Annotated in this window: 12 protein-coding genes and 1 pseudogene; 7 read left to right on the forward strand and 6 right to left on the reverse strand. The window is 57.9% G+C overall.

Features of this window, described 5'->3' with window-relative positions; translation table 11 throughout:
• Positions 1-3 precede the first annotated feature (3 nt).
• Genes ACZ9BB_RS09485 through ACZ9BB_RS09495 form a run of 3 tightly spaced genes read right to left on the reverse strand, consistent with a single transcriptional unit; the run spans position 4 to position 3,698 of the window.
• Positions 4-1,038 (reverse strand): DUF2955 domain-containing protein, encoded by a 1,035-nt coding sequence (locus tag ACZ9BB_RS09485; RefSeq protein WP_476213536.1) that lies wholly within the window; start codon positions 1,036-1,038, stop codon positions 4-6.
• Positions 1,028-2,167 (reverse strand): HlyD family secretion protein, encoded by a 1,140-nt coding sequence (locus tag ACZ9BB_RS09490; protein ID WP_476213537.1) that lies wholly within the window; start codon positions 2,165-2,167, stop codon positions 1,028-1,030. The genes ACZ9BB_RS09485 and ACZ9BB_RS09490 overlap by 11 nt, the downstream gene beginning before the upstream one ends.
• Positions 2,160-3,698 carry an efflux transporter outer membrane subunit gene (locus ACZ9BB_RS09495; protein WP_476213538.1) on the reverse strand — a complete coding sequence of 513 codons (1,539 nt, stop codon included), beginning with the start codon at positions 3,696-3,698 and terminating at the stop codon, positions 2,160-2,162. Before ACZ9BB_RS09495 ends, ACZ9BB_RS09490 begins: the two co-directional genes overlap by 8 nt.
• A gap of 316 nt (positions 3,699-4,014) precedes the next feature.
• On the opposite strand from ACZ9BB_RS09495, the gene ACZ9BB_RS09500 reads away from it, so the two are divergent.
• Positions 4,015-4,536: a transporter suffix domain-containing protein gene (locus ACZ9BB_RS09500; protein WP_476213539.1), complete on the forward strand. Its 522-nt coding sequence runs from the start codon at positions 4,015-4,017 to the stop codon at positions 4,534-4,536.
• 7 nt (positions 4,537-4,543) lie between these two features.
• Here the strand turns inward: ACZ9BB_RS09500 and ACZ9BB_RS09505 are convergent, their stop codons facing one another.
• On the reverse strand, positions 4,544-5,176 hold the full coding sequence (locus tag ACZ9BB_RS09505; protein ID WP_476218257.1) for a response regulator: 633 nt from the start codon (positions 5,174-5,176) through the stop codon (positions 4,544-4,546).
• A gap of 33 nt (positions 5,177-5,209) precedes the next feature.
• A complete protein-coding gene (locus ACZ9BB_RS09510; protein WP_476213540.1) occupies positions 5,210-6,571 on the reverse strand; it encodes a cache domain-containing protein in 1,362 nt (453 codons plus the stop codon).
• A 430-nt stretch (positions 6,572-7,001) separates the two neighbouring features.
• Between ACZ9BB_RS09510 and ACZ9BB_RS09515 the strand changes: the two genes are divergently transcribed.
• The 5 genes from ACZ9BB_RS09515 to ACZ9BB_RS09535 all read left to right on the forward strand — a co-directional run bounded on the left by ACZ9BB_RS09515 (position 7,002) and on the right by ACZ9BB_RS09535 (position 10,993).
• Complete coding sequence (locus tag ACZ9BB_RS09515) at positions 7,002-9,059, forward strand: carbon starvation CstA family protein (protein WP_476213541.1); 2,058 nt, start codon at positions 7,002-7,004, stop codon at positions 9,057-9,059.
• A gap of 15 nt (positions 9,060-9,074) precedes the next feature.
• Positions 9,075-9,275 (forward strand): YbdD/YjiX family protein, encoded by a 201-nt coding sequence (locus ACZ9BB_RS09520; RefSeq protein WP_476213542.1) that lies wholly within the window; start codon positions 9,075-9,077, stop codon positions 9,273-9,275.
• A 233-nt stretch (positions 9,276-9,508) separates the two neighbouring features.
• The gene (locus ACZ9BB_RS09525) at positions 9,509-10,033 is read left to right on the forward strand and encodes a cupin domain-containing protein (protein ID WP_476213543.1); all 525 of its coding nucleotides are present in this window, start codon (positions 9,509-9,511) and stop codon (positions 10,031-10,033) included.
• Positions 10,034-10,185: 152 nt separating this feature from the next.
• Complete coding sequence (locus tag ACZ9BB_RS09530) at positions 10,186-10,677, forward strand: hypothetical protein (RefSeq protein ID WP_476213544.1); 492 nt, start codon at positions 10,186-10,188, stop codon at positions 10,675-10,677.
• Complete coding sequence (locus ACZ9BB_RS09535; RefSeq protein ID WP_476213545.1) at positions 10,670-10,993, forward strand: hypothetical protein; 324 nt, start codon at positions 10,670-10,672, stop codon at positions 10,991-10,993. Before ACZ9BB_RS09530 ends, ACZ9BB_RS09535 begins: the two co-directional genes overlap by 8 nt.
• A gap of 252 nt (positions 10,994-11,245) precedes the next feature.
• Here ACZ9BB_RS09535 and ACZ9BB_RS09540 read toward each other — a convergent pair.
• Positions 11,246-11,401, reverse strand: a pseudogene (locus ACZ9BB_RS09540) (transposase domain-containing protein); the annotation flags it as partial.
• A 284-nt stretch (positions 11,402-11,685) separates the two neighbouring features.
• Here ACZ9BB_RS09540 and ACZ9BB_RS09545 point away from each other — a divergent pair.
• Positions 11,686-12,963 (forward strand): sugar MFS transporter, encoded by a 1,278-nt coding sequence (locus ACZ9BB_RS09545; protein WP_476213546.1) that lies wholly within the window; start codon positions 11,686-11,688, stop codon positions 12,961-12,963.
• Positions 12,964-13,180 lie beyond the last annotated feature (217 nt).

A 13,180-nucleotide genomic window follows, 5' to 3' on the forward strand; every position in this document is an offset into this window, starting at 1 on the left:
CTCTCAGTGATCGGGTTGACTGAAGCCCGGCGTTCGCTGCCGCTGTTCGATTAGGTGAACCATCAGGTCGGCATAGAGCGTGAGGGCGATAAACAGCCCCATGCGCACGGCGAAGGCGGTATAGACGTCTTTCCCGGCAAGACTGTCCTGAACCGATTGGCCGAGCAGAATGATCAGCGTGACCAGGCTGTTGAGCCAGAACCCCGGGGTTTGCCGAGTCGGGCTCAGGGCATAGAGCTTGCGCGCCAACAGCAAACCAAACAGCAGCATCCACAGAAAGAACATCCACAAGTGCACGAACAGGCTGAGCGCGCACCAGAACACGATGGCCAACAGCCCGCCCATCAAGGTCGAACCGAGCAGTTCGCGACTGGCGTTGCGCGTGGTTACCGTCGAACTCTGCTGACCAAGACTGACCGCTTTCAAAATAATTGGCAGATAGCTCGCCGGGTCGATCAGTGCCAGCAGGAACGCCGGTATAACGATCAGGGTGGCACGCAGCGCAATTCTGGCCACTTCCTGCGCCGGTAGAGTGCCGGTGGCGGGTGGGGAGGGTGCATTGGCCGGGTCGGGAAACAGCCAGTGACTGATCGCCACGACGATGACGGCGAGGATCAAACCTTTGACCAAAGCGCCGATGACCATGATCGCCAGATCGAACTCGGCAACGCCGGCCGAGGAAATCATGGTCAGGCCGATGATCAGAAAGGTCACGACCAAGGTGTTGCCACCGCGCAACCCGAAACCAAAGGCCAGGAACAGGCTGACCCCGATCAGCAGTACACCGCTGATCGGGTAGTAACGCAGGACCGGGATCAGCAACAGGCCGATGCCGGTGGTCAGCATGGCGACCACTGACAGTATCAGTCCTGCCTTGAGTGGCAGAGGCTTGTTAAGCGTGGCCAGCAGCAACACGGCAAGCACCGGCGCAAGGAAGGGGATCGGCAGTGCCAGACCGAAACTGACCGCCAGGCACAACGCCGTTCCCGTGGCCAGACGTAGTGCGCGTTGAACACGCGGCGCACGTTCAGTAGGCATAAGACAGCCAGCTCATCAGCCACACAAACAAGCGTCCCAAGGGATTGAGTGGATTGTTCTGCGTCGGGAAAGCCATGACTTCGGCCTGGCCCCCGGCACGCACGGCGCGACTGTCACGCAGCACCTTCATCGCCTCGTCGGAAAACTCGATGATCACCGGAAAGCGTTGGGCCGGACGCAGCCAGTCGCGACTGTTTTGCACGGTGGGCAAGGTGCCCGGTGCCGGCGTCTGACCCACACTGACGCCGTAACCGACGCTGCGCACCCTTCCTTCGAAAATTTCCCCCGGCAGAGCGTCCAGCACGACGGCCACCGGGGTCCCGGGCCGGACCCGCCCCAGGTTGTTCTCGGTCATGTCCGCACTGATCCACATATCATGAATGGCAATCAAGGTCATGACCGGCGTCCCGACCGCGGCGAATTGCCCGACGTCGGTGCGCAGGTCAGTAATCAAACCTGCCGAGCGTGCGCGGACCTGGGTATTGGCCATGTCGAGTTCGGCTTTTGACAATGCGGTGGCGGCGCTGCGCAACAGCGCGTTGTCTTCCTCGCTGCCGCCTTCCTGTTCACGTGCGCGCTGAACTTCGGCACGGGCCGCGGCGACCTGGCTGACGGCTTGTTCACGGCTGGCCCGGGAGACTTCAAGCAAGCGCACGGAAATGGTTCCCCGGTCTTCGCGGTACAAGCCTTCAAGGCGTTCGTTATCCTGGCGGGCCTTGAGTTCGTTAGCCTGGGCCGCCCGCAACGAGGCTTGCGCGGAAGCAATGCCGGCGGTGCTGGCGCCGATCTGGCGGCGAGTAGACTCAAGATCAGCCCGTGCGCGGTCGGCGGCTATTTGATAGGGCTGCTGATCGACCTCGAACAGCACATCGCCGGCCTTGACGTCCTGGTTGTTGCGCACATTGACGCGGATCACCCGGCCGGCCACTTCGGCCGCTACCGGAATGACAAAGGCGCCCACCCGAGCCTGTTGCGTATAGGGCGTGAAACGGTCAGCCGACAAGTACCAGGCCAGGCTCAGGACGATCAGCAGCATCACCCATTTGATGCCTTTTTTTGCCGGATCGGCAGCCGGCGCGGGTGTCTTGGGGGAGGGCGCCTCAGTGGTGGGCGGCGAGGGTTCACTCATCGGCTTTGACCTTGTCGGGCGTGGGATAGGAGGCTTGCGAAGGGGCCGGTTGATTCAGCAGATTGCCCCAGTCGGTGCGTTGTTCCATGTGCTGGCGAGTGCGTTGATCGACCGTCGGCTGGGCGCTGTACCACCCACCGCCAAGGGCTTTGTACAGGGCGATAAGGTTACTCACGGCAGTGCTGCGGCTGACCAGGTAATTGTCCTGTTGTTCGAGCAATGCCCGTTGAGCATCCAATACTCGCTGGAAATCCGAATAGCCTTCGCGGTATTGGGTATTTGCCAGGCTCAGCGAGCGTTTCGCGGCGACCTGCGCCTCGCGCAGGATGCGTTCGCGTTCCAGTGATTTGGTCAGGCCGCTGGCGGCATCGTCGGCCTCGCGCGCGGCCTGACGGACTTTGTCGCGATAAACCTCGATCAGTTGCTGCAGTCGAGCATCCTGTACCCGCACGTTGTTGCTGATCTGGCCGTGATCAAACAGGTTCCAGCGTAAGCTGGGGCCACCGATCAGGTCCAGGCTGTTAGAGGTGCCCTTCAGCGTATCGGTCGTCCAGACGATACTGCCGAGCAAGGTCAGCGACGGGTAAAAATCGGTTTCTGCCACGCCGATCAGTGCCGATTGGGCGGCGACGTTGAGTTCGGCGGCGCGTACGTCCGGTCGCCGCAGCAGCAGGTTGGCCGGTACGTCTTGCAGCACGGCACGGTCCACCAGCGGGATCAGTCCCTGGTTTTCGAGCAATTGGGGCAGGGCGCTGGGCGGCTGTCCGATCAGCACGGCCAACGCGTTGCGGGTGCGCAGTACTTGCCCTTCAAAGTCCGGAATGCTGCTCAAGGTGGCCAGGTATTGGGTCTTGGCTTGTTGCAAGTCGAGTTCGGCACTCTGGCCACTGTTGAACAGTTTTTCGGTGATCTCGAAGTTGCGTTTTTGCTGTTCGGCGTTTTCTCGGGCGACACGTAAGCGCGCTTCGGTGGTGCGCAGCGAGAAGTAAGTGTCGGCCACCTGAGCGCGCATCAGTACAAGTGCATCTTCATAGTTGGCCTGAGCCGCGAAGTAGCTGGCATCGGAGGACTCGATGGCCCGACTGAAACGCCCCCAGAAGTCCAGTTCCCAACCGATGTCAAAGCCCGCGCTGTGTTGCCAGAAGTGGCTGTCTTGCGGGTTGCTCCCGCCGGATTGATTGCGGTTGAAGTACAGACTTTCGGCGCTGGCCTGCTGCAGTTGCGGATAGCGTCCGCTTTGGGCAATGCCCAATTGGGCACGGGCTTCCATGACGCGAAGGCCGGCAATCTTCAGGTTTGAATTGTGAGCATCCGACTCGGCAATCAACGCGTCGAGTACCGGGTCGGCGAACACTTGCCACCACTGGCGAATGTCGGGATTGAGGCTTCTCTGGCTGGCCTGTTCAAGCGCAGGGCTGCTCCAGAGTTTTGTCCAGGCTTCGCCCGGGGACTGAAAATCCGGCCCCAGACGCACGCAACCGCCAAGGCCGAGGGCGCATAGCAGAAGCAGCCGACCCGAGCGCGTCAGCATCGCTGCACTACAAACAGATCACGGGAAAACCTCATCCGAGCGTCCCCAAGTATTGAGTGCCTACACAAATTCTGTAGGAGCGAGCGGTGCGGCGATCCGACTTGCCCGCGAAGAACGATGACGCGTAATACCTGAAAAACCGCGGTGCATTCTTCGCGGGCAAGCCTCGCTCCAACAGGCATTAAGACTTGAGCCGGTTCGCTTAGGTTAGTACAGCTCGGACAAATACAAGGTCATGTTGAATGATCATGGGGGCGACCAACTGCTACGCTTCTGAAGATCTATTAATCCCGGCTAAAAAAAGGTTAAGAAGACCATGAGCAACCCTCAGGATGACAATGCACCTGGTTCCGCTGGTTGGCGCTTCAAACTGGGCATCGCGATTATCTGTTTGATGCTGGGATCCTGGCTGATGGTGCCTATCGCTGCCGCAGTGGATGTGCCCGGCTCAAAGATCGCGGCACTGACAGGCGTTTTGTTTATCAGTAACAAGGTTCTGCTAATTCTGGTCATTGCCATTATGGGCAAATCCGGCTTTCAGCAACTCAAGCGCAGCATGTTCGGTTATGTCTCCACACTTGCACCGACAGACGTGGAAGTAGGCCCGGCTCGCCATAGAATTGGCCTCGTGATGTTTTGCCTGCCGCTGATCTCGGGATTTCTCGAACCTTACATAGATACTATCTGGCCGGGGCTGAGACCCAATATCTGGCAGCTCCAGGCGCTGGGCGATGCGATGTTGATCGGCAGCTTTTTCGTGCTGGGCGGGAATTTCTGGGACAAGGTACGCGCGTTGTTTATTCGCACGGCACGTGTCGTTAATACGAGCGCAGTGTGAATCGCCTCTAGCGCGAAATGATCCCGTGATCGATCGCGTACTTTACGAGGGCGGCGGGTTTGTCGATGTTGAGCTTGCGGCGGATGCTCAGGCGATGGGTTTCTACCGTCCGCACACTGATGTCCAGTTCGCGGGCCATTTCCTTGTTGTTCAGCCCTTGAGCCATCTTGTACAGCACCTGACTCTCACGCGGTGTCAGCTCGTTGTCGGTACTTTTATCGGCGATGAGCCGTTGCGCGATTTCGGCACTGTAGAACGTTCCGCCACTGACAATGGCTTCGATCGCCGCAATGATTTCCCGTGACGGCGCGTTCTTCAGCACATAGCCGCTGGCACCCGAACGAACCGATTCACTGACGTATTCATAGTTGTCGTACATGCTCAGCACGAGCACCTTGAGCGCCGGGTACTGGCTGCGTAACAGCCGGGTCAACTCAAGCCCGTTGATGTCCTTCAGGCTGATGTCGACCAGCAACAGATCCGGCTGGCAGCGCCCGACCATCTCAATGGCATCTGCGCCGTTCTCGGCTTCGCCCACGACTTCCAGCGGCGCCATGACCGCCAGCAGCGACTTGATTCCATCGCGGACCAAAGAGTGATCATCGACCAGGGCGACGCGGATGGGGCAGGGCAGGTTCATCGCAGGCATTCACTCTCGTTGTTATGGGTTGAGTCAGGGTTTTGCGCCGGGCATCTTCATCGGCAGCAGAACGTCCAGCTCACTTCTTCCCGGCATCGAGGTCAGGTCGAATCGACCGCCAAAATGCTCGACACGTTCACGGATATTGCGCAGGCCAATGCCCGCGTGGCGACGTTCGACCTGGGCGACATTGAAACCGATACCGTCATCGACCACCGTCAGCCGTACAGACTTTTCAGAGCCGTGCAGGGTAATGATGACGTGTTTTGCCTGTGCATGGCGTTCGATGTTACTCAGGCCTTCCTGCACGATGCGAAACAACGAGACGGCGGCGCCATCGACCAGGTGACAGTCGAACTCGTTATCGTTGAAGGTCACGACCAGACCGCTACGTTGCTCGAATTCGGCGGCGAGTTGACCGATTGCCGCCGGCAGGCCGAGGGTGTCGAGCAACGACGAGCGCAGGTCATGAGAGAGGCTGCGAACCTCGCCAATCGCTTCCCCCAGGCGTTCCGTGGCGTCTCTTAAGATGCTCAAACCCTTGTCTTGTCCATTCTCCAGCACATGGCTGGCCAGTTCGAACTGAAACTTGATAGAGACCAGGAGCTGGCTGATGCCATCGTGCAGCTCCCGGGAAACCCGTGACCGCTCTTCCTCCTGCAAGCTGACGATACGTTGGGTCAGACGCTGGAGTTTTTTGTCGGCCAGGCGATGTTCGCTGACGTTCAGCGTCATGCCGCTGGCAAACACAAACAGCACCGCCACAAGGGCCACCGCGGCAATCGCCTGCATGGTTTTGCGGATGCCCTGGGCCACTTCGTCACGCGCCTGCTGGGTGGCGCGTTCAACGTCCTCAAGGTAGATGCCGGTGCCGAGCATCCAGCCCCAACGATCGAGCATCACCACGTAGGCGAGCTTGTCGGTGACTTGGCCGGAGGAGGGTTTGTTCCAGGCATAACGTTGAAAACCTTCGCCCGATTGCGCACTTTTGAGCAATGCCTGGATCACCGGCAGGCCGTGAGGGTCCGTCATGTTCCACAGGTATTTGCCCACCAGCTCAGACTGGCGCGCGTGCATCAGACTGCGCCCCTCGCGGTCGTAGACGAAGAAGTAGCCATTGATGCCAAAGCTGAGCTTGCGCAGATCTTCCAGCACTTGTTGTTGCGCGCGCTCGTCACCCTGGCCGTTGTCGTAGAGCGGCGCGATCAGGCTTTGCGCCATTTCGACGTAGTTTTTCAGTTCTGCGCGCTTGCTGGCCAGAATGCTGTCTTCGATCAATTGCGCCTGTTGATCACCCAGTTGGCGGTTCAGGGAAATCACCAGCGCGCAGATGACCGCGATCGCCAGCACCAGCGGCAGAATCCCGAGCGCGACGATTTTATGTTTGAGCTGCATCTCTACTCCTGGCCAGAGCGGGGGACGGCGAAGGCCCGACATCATATGCCAAAGATACGCACCTCCAGTAGCGGTGCGAGACAGAGTGACCTGCGGCCGTGATGAAACGCAAAAACCTGTGGGCTGTGGCGAGGGGGCTTGCCCCCGTTTGAGTGCGTAGCACTCACAAGATCTTGGGTACATCAAAGATTTTTTGGGGCTGCTTCGCAGCCCAACGGGGGCAAGCCCCCTCGCCACAGACCGCTCCCACAGGTGTTGCATTTCAACTGACAGATCATCGTCATCTACGTAGAACTACGTAGACGCCGCGTACGTAGTAACGCGGATTTATTTGTCGACAGCATGGGCGGATATTGGGCCCGCTCCGCACTGCGGACACAATTATAATAATTACCGCCGCAGCCCACGGGTTGTCGGCAGGAGACACGCAATGACCCGTCTGGCTAAACACCTCGCCTGGTTTGCCGTGGCTGTCCTGGGAGCGTTTGCGCTTAGTGTCGTGGCCCTGCGCCGCGGCGAAGCCATCAACGCCCTCTGGATCGTAGTCGCCGCAGTCGCTATCTACCTCGTCGCATACCGCTATTACAGCCTGTTCATCGCCACCAAGGTGATGCAACTCGACCCCAATCGAGCCACTCCCGCTGTACTCAACAATGATGGTCTGGACTACGTACCGACCAACAAACACGTACTTTTCGGTCACCACTTCGCGGCCATCGCCGGCGCGGGGCCGCTGGTCGGTCCGGTATTGGCGGCGCAGATGGGCTACCTGCCCGGTACGCTGTGGCTGATTGCCGGGGTGGTACTGGCCGGTGCGGTTCAGGACTTCATGGTGCTGTTTCTGTCCACCCGCCGCAACGGCCGTTCCCTGGGCGACATGGTTCGTGAAGAAATGGGCCGCATTCCCGGGACCATCGCGTTGTTTGGCTGCTTCCTGATCATGATCATCATCCTCGCGGTGCTGGCGCTGATCGTGGTCAAGGCCCTGGCCGAAAGCCCATGGGGCATCTTTACCGTGATGGCGACCATCCCGATCGCGATGTTCATGGGCATTTACATGCGCTACATCCGCCCGGGTCGCATCGGTGAAATCTCGGTGATAGGCGTGGCGTTACTGCTGGGGTCGATCTGGCTGGGCGGGCAGATTGCCGCTGACCCGGTGTGGGCCAAAGCCTTTACCTTCACCGGACTGCAGATCACCTGGATGCTGATCGGCTACGGTTTTGTGGCGGCGGTGTTGCCGGTGTGGCTGATTCTGGCCCCGCGTGACTACCTGTCCACGTTCCTCAAGATCGGCACCATCGTCGCGCTGGCGATCGGCATTCTGATCACCATGCCTGACCTGAAAATGCCGGCATTGACCCAATTCATCGACGGCACCGGGCCGGTGTGGAAGGGGGGGCTGTTCCCGTTCCTGTTCATCACCATCGCCTGTGGCGCGGTGTCCGGTTTTCACGCACTGATTGCTTCCGGTACCACGCCGAAGCTGCTCGCCAGCGAAGGCCATGCCCGTTACATCGGTTACGGCGGCATGCTGATGGAGTCCTTCGTGGCGATCATGGCCATGGTTGCCGCTTCGGTGATCGAGCCGGGCGTCTATTTTGCGATGAACAGCCCGGCGGCCCTTGTCGGCTCTGATGCTGTTTCGGTTGCTCAGACGGTCAGCAGCTGGGGTTTCGCAATCACCCCGGAAGCCTTGCAAGCAGTGGCCAAGGACATCGGTGAAACCACCATCCTGGCCCGTGCCGGTGGTGCGCCGACCCTGGCGGTCGGTATCGCGCAGATCCTGCACCACGTGTTGCCGGGTGAAAACACCATGGCGTTCTGGTACCACTTCGCGATCCTGTTCGAAGCGCTGTTCATCCTGACCGCCGTCGACGCCGGTACCCGGGCCGGACGTTTCATGCTGCAGGACTTGCTCGGTTCCTTCGTGCCGGCACTCAAACGCACCGAATCCTGGACCGCCAACCTGATCGCGACGGCCGGTTGCGTGGCAATGTGGGGTTACCTGCTCTATCAAGGCGTGATCGACCCGCTGGGCGGGATCAACACCTTGTGGCCGCTGTTCGGCATCTCCAACCAGATGCTGGCCGGAATCGCGCTAATGCTGGCAACCGTTGTGCTGATCAAAATGAAACGCCAGCGCTATGTGTGGGTGACCATGCTGCCCGCCGTGTGGCTGCTGATCTGCACCACCACCGCCGGCTTCATCAAGCTGTTCGACGCCAACCCGGCGATCGGCTTCCTCGCGCTGGCCAAGAAGTACAGTGATGCGTTGGCCAACGGTCAGGTCCTGGCGCCGGCCAAGAGCATCGAGCAGATGCAGCACGTCATCTACAACGCCTACACCAACGCAACGCTGACGGTGTTGTTCCTGCTCGTGGTGTTCAGCATCCTGTTCTTTGCACTCAAAGTCGGTATTGCCGCCTGGGGCACCAAGGAGCGTACGGATAAAGAAGCACCATTCCAGGCGCTGCCGAATGCTTGATCGAGGAGGGTGCCCATGTTCAATGACCTGAGTCGCCTGGGTAAATACCTGGGGCAGGCCGCGCGCCTGATGGTCGGCATGCCCGACTACGACAACTACGTCGAGCATATGCAGACCGAACACCCGGACAAACCGGTGATGAGCTACGAGATGTTCTTTCGGGAACGTCAGGAGGCTCGTTACGGTGGCGGGAATGGACAGACTCGCTGTTGTTGATTGATCGGGCGAAGTTCAATCCTGAAGTTGACTCAACACTCTAATCGAGTATCTAAAAAACTCGGCCTTATCAGCCGGGTTTTTTATTTGCCGTCGTCCTGCGCAATTGCCTGTAGCTTGGAATAGAGTTGCAGGTGGCTTGCCAACTAAACTAAAGAGTCATTTAGTATAGCTATAGTCTATCAAGTCAATTTGTGCGATAGCGGCAGTATTTTTGTGGGAGGGCAATCTACATGACCAACAATGCATTCGATACTCACATTCACGACGCTAAAGCAGTGATCGCCGCTTTGGCGCTGGAGCCACACATCGAAGGCGGTTTCTACCGAAGAACCTTTCAATCAGATCACCACGCTATGGTCGAGATCAATGGTGGTCAACGTCACTTGATGACTTCAATTTATTACTTGCTGACCAAGGATTCGCCGATCGGTCATTTTCATCTGAATCAATCGGACATCGTTCATTACTACCATTTGGGAAACCCGATTCAGTACAGCCTGATTTTTCCAGACGGCACGTTGAATACTGTGGTGATGGGCAGCGACGTTATCGCCGGGCAGTGTTTACAGCTGCATGTACCTGGTGGCGTCTGGAAAGCTTCGCAGCTTATGAATGGTTTAGCGGGATACGGTTTGATCAGTGAAGCGGTTTCACCAGGGTTTGATTTTGCAGATATGGAGATGGGTAATCGGCAGAAGCTCAGAGAACAGTTTCCCGAGCATTCGGAGCTGATTGGGAAGCTGACGCAAGGATGAGGGGCTTGGGTGAATTGAGGGCTTCAAAATCCGCGTGCAACCGGGCTAATCCTGAAACATCATGTTACGTGTAATGTATATTATGTTAAATAATGTGTCAGGGCGGAACTTCTCCCCATGTTGGACGCCTGAACCGCAGGAAATTCACTGCCTTGTCCCTGCTTGATCGACTCCGTGTCCCTTGGATCATTTTTTTGATAATGGACGCTCTTTGCTCAGAAGCTACAAACCTCAACCTCCATTCAATTAATCGTACTTTCGTGTTCCGTGGCCAGCCAGTTTTCACAACACAGCCAATTAATCCGGCTTGGCGCCCGTGCTATCGACGCGCCCCGGAGACCCCAATCGTCAGCACAGTGATGCGCAAGGTGCACGGTATTACCTTCCTTTTTATCAATTATTTGTGGCGTGCCGGGGTTCGGGGGCAACCGGCGCCGGTCATGGCTAGGCCTCCGGAAACCCCACCAAATAAGAGTCTGGATACTGCAAATCTTTCGCCCCTCGAACTGGATTGGCTTTTTGCACATATTGAGAGCCGGCGCTTTACCGATCCCGAATACGAGGTGTATCGATTCATACTAGGTGTGGCGAGATTCACGACTATTCCTCTGGCCGGCTTATCTCAAGACGGCCTGCATGAATGAGCGCCCGCTCTGCCATGAGTTCATTCTGATTTTGAAGGGCTACGTTGAATCTCAAGGGTTGCCGACCAAAAATGCGCTCCCTGATGTCTGCACGCTCACAGAAAGTCGAAGGTGGAAAGGCATGACTATCAGCGGTATCCAGGCCTTAATCCGACGGCATCGGGCTGCTATTGCCGATGCAGCAAGGAATGATGAGGCGCTGCTAGGTGCAACAGAAATTGCAAAAAAAATAGCGCAGTTGACGTTCAGCCAGGTACGGCGTTCGGCGCGCGCAAATCGGCAACTCGCGTGTAAAAAAACCAAGATTCCTAGATGATCTCAAACTCTGCTTGTCGCTTCATAGGACTTGCCCAGGCTGCCTACTAGCACTGCTAGGGGTTGCCTAGAACTACAGTTTGCCCCTCGCGAGCGCCCTGCTCCTCTCAATTACGGCACCCACACTGGCAGTTTGGACCACCATCGATAGCTCCTGTATAGGACTTTCCATGGAGCTGATCGACACTGGTAAGCCTGTTGTAATTTCGGGCGTGGGATGCTGTGGCAGCAGTTGATCGATCTCACTCGCTCGCTACGTCGGCAGGCGCGTCAGCACATCTTTGAGATACGCATAAGGATCATGCCCATTCATGCGGGCTGACTGAATCAAGCTCATGATCGCAGCTGCCCGCTTACCGCTGCGTAGCGACCCGGCGAACAACCAGTTCGAGCGTCCAAGTGCCCACGGCCCTGCTGCAGCCCAAATGAGCGAATTTACCCTTTATCTCGGCATCCCCCCAAGAGATCCTGCGGCTTGCCAAACGAAAAGTCAGGCACTAAGGTAGCGCCCTCTAACGACTGGCCCCGGACTTTGGGTGAGCGGTAGCAGCTACAGACAAAAAATCAGATGGCAGCGCACCCTCCTTTGGCGAGTACTTCACCGCACAAAGATAGCGCTGTCTCACTGTCAAGGTGCCCAAGGCTCGATAGAGCTTTCCTTGAAAGTAACAATCACAAGAAAGGAAGCCCGTGATGACGAATGCTAGTGCTAGCGCGACTGTCACCAACAGTTTGGCAACACCCCACGCCCAACGGATGAGCACCTACGTGTTCGCGCTGTTTTTCATCCTCGGCAGCATCACCAGCCTTAACGATGTCCTGGTGCCAAAACTCAAGCACCTCTTCAGCCTCAGCTATACCGAGGCCATGCTTGTGCAGTCGTCATTCTTTTTTGCCTATTTCATTTTCGCCATACCCGCAGGCCTGCTGATTTCGCGAATCGGCTACATGAGAGCGGCCGTCCTCGGGTTGCTGCTGATGGCTGGTGGATGCCTGCTCTTCATTCCTGCCACCCAGTCCGCATTGTTTCCAGCCTTCCTCGGCGCCCTCTTTGTGCTTGCGATTGGCGTGACAACCGTTCAGGTCGTTGCGAACCCGCTGCTTTCACTACTCGGAACAGCCGCAATGGCCCCCAGCCGCCTCACCCTCGGCCATGCGTTCAATTCGCTGGGAACCACGGTCGCTCCCTACCTGGGTGCCATACTGATCCTGGGCTCCCTCAATGCGGTAGATACCTCCGAATTGTCGCCAGCAGAACTGACGTCCTTCCTGTCGCAGGAAGCCAGCGTGATCAGCAACACCTATGCAAGCATTACGCTCTTCATCTGCATGGTCGCCTTGATCGTCTGGCTGAAAAGAAATGAGCTGCAACCGTCAACAAGACCTGAACGTCTCAATCCACTCGCTGCGCTCGACCTTCTAAAGCAGCCGCGCTTTGCACTCGGCACCGTTTGCATATTTCTCTATGTCGGCGCCGAAGTCACGATTGGCAGCCTCATCACCGACTACCTCATGCTGCCGACAACCCTGGCCCTTCCCGCCGAAGCCGCAGGCAAGCATGTTGCCTTCTATTGGGGTGGCGCCCTGGTTGGCCGCTTTATCGGCTCGGCGCTGATGCGCACTTTCGCGCCCGGGAAACTGCTGGCCTTTGCCGCCACGGCAGTCATTGTGTTGTTGACGATCTCTGCCACCACACAAGGCGTTGTTGCCGGATGGTCGCTGCTGGCCGTCGGGCTGTTCAACTCCATCATGTTTCCGACGATCTTTACCCTTGCGACCGCAGGGCTCGGTCATCGCGCGGCGGAAGGTTCGGGCCTGTTCTGTTGCGCCATTGTTGGCGGGGCATTTATTCCGCCATTGACAGGGTATGCGGCCGACCTCTCGACGCTCGCGATGGCGTTGAGCGTGCCAGCGACCTGTTATGCCGGCATCGCAGTCTACGGTTGGTATGCCCGCGCTCCGAAGCACTAGCATTCCCTGGCGCGGCTAGCCCATTGGTAGAAGCTAACGATCAGATTCAACCGCTTGTTCGCCGTGCCAGGATCGAGCCCCAGCTCGCCTTGTAGTGGTCTAATGAAACTTAACGTCGTGTCCGGGATTAGTTGACCACTACACTCAGTCTGATAATGGGCGCTGATGACCGAAGCTAAAAGTGGAGCACGGGTTTGGTAATTCGATGACGACCGAA

It is taken from the genome of Pseudomonas sp. TE3552, assembly GCF_056278945.1.

What these genes read in the sequence shown, in the direction of transcription:
- ACZ9BB_RS09485 (WP_476213536.1), bottom strand. Translation starts at nt 1,038, where the DNA reads ATGCCTACTGAACGTGCGCCGCGTGTTCAACGCGCACTACGTCTGGCC.
- ACZ9BB_RS09490 (WP_476213537.1), bottom strand. Translation starts at nt 2,167, where the DNA reads ATGAGTGAACCCTCGCCGCCCACCACTGAGGCGCCCTCCCCCAAGACA.
- ACZ9BB_RS09495 (WP_476213538.1), bottom strand. Translation starts at nt 3,698, where the DNA reads ATGCTGACGCGCTCGGGTCGGCTGCTTCTGCTATGCGCCCTCGGCCTT.
- ACZ9BB_RS09500 (WP_476213539.1), top strand. Translation starts at nt 4,015, where the DNA reads ATGAGCAACCCTCAGGATGACAATGCACCTGGTTCCGCTGGTTGGCGC.
- ACZ9BB_RS09505 (WP_476218257.1), bottom strand. Translation starts at nt 5,176, where the DNA reads ATGAACCTGCCCTGCCCCATCCGCGTCGCCCTGGTCGATGATCACTCT.
- ACZ9BB_RS09510 (WP_476213540.1), bottom strand. Translation starts at nt 6,571, where the DNA reads ATGCAGCTCAAACATAAAATCGTCGCGCTCGGGATTCTGCCGCTGGTG.
- ACZ9BB_RS09515 (WP_476213541.1), top strand. Translation starts at nt 7,002, where the DNA reads ATGACCCGTCTGGCTAAACACCTCGCCTGGTTTGCCGTGGCTGTCCTG.
- ACZ9BB_RS09520 (WP_476213542.1), top strand. Translation starts at nt 9,075, where the DNA reads ATGTTCAATGACCTGAGTCGCCTGGGTAAATACCTGGGGCAGGCCGCG.
- ACZ9BB_RS09525 (WP_476213543.1), top strand. Translation starts at nt 9,509, where the DNA reads ATGACCAACAATGCATTCGATACTCACATTCACGACGCTAAAGCAGTG.
- ACZ9BB_RS09535 (WP_476213545.1), top strand. Translation starts at nt 10,670, where the DNA reads ATGAATGAGCGCCCGCTCTGCCATGAGTTCATTCTGATTTTGAAGGGC.
- ACZ9BB_RS09545 (WP_476213546.1), top strand. Translation starts at nt 11,686, where the DNA reads ATGACGAATGCTAGTGCTAGCGCGACTGTCACCAACAGTTTGGCAACA.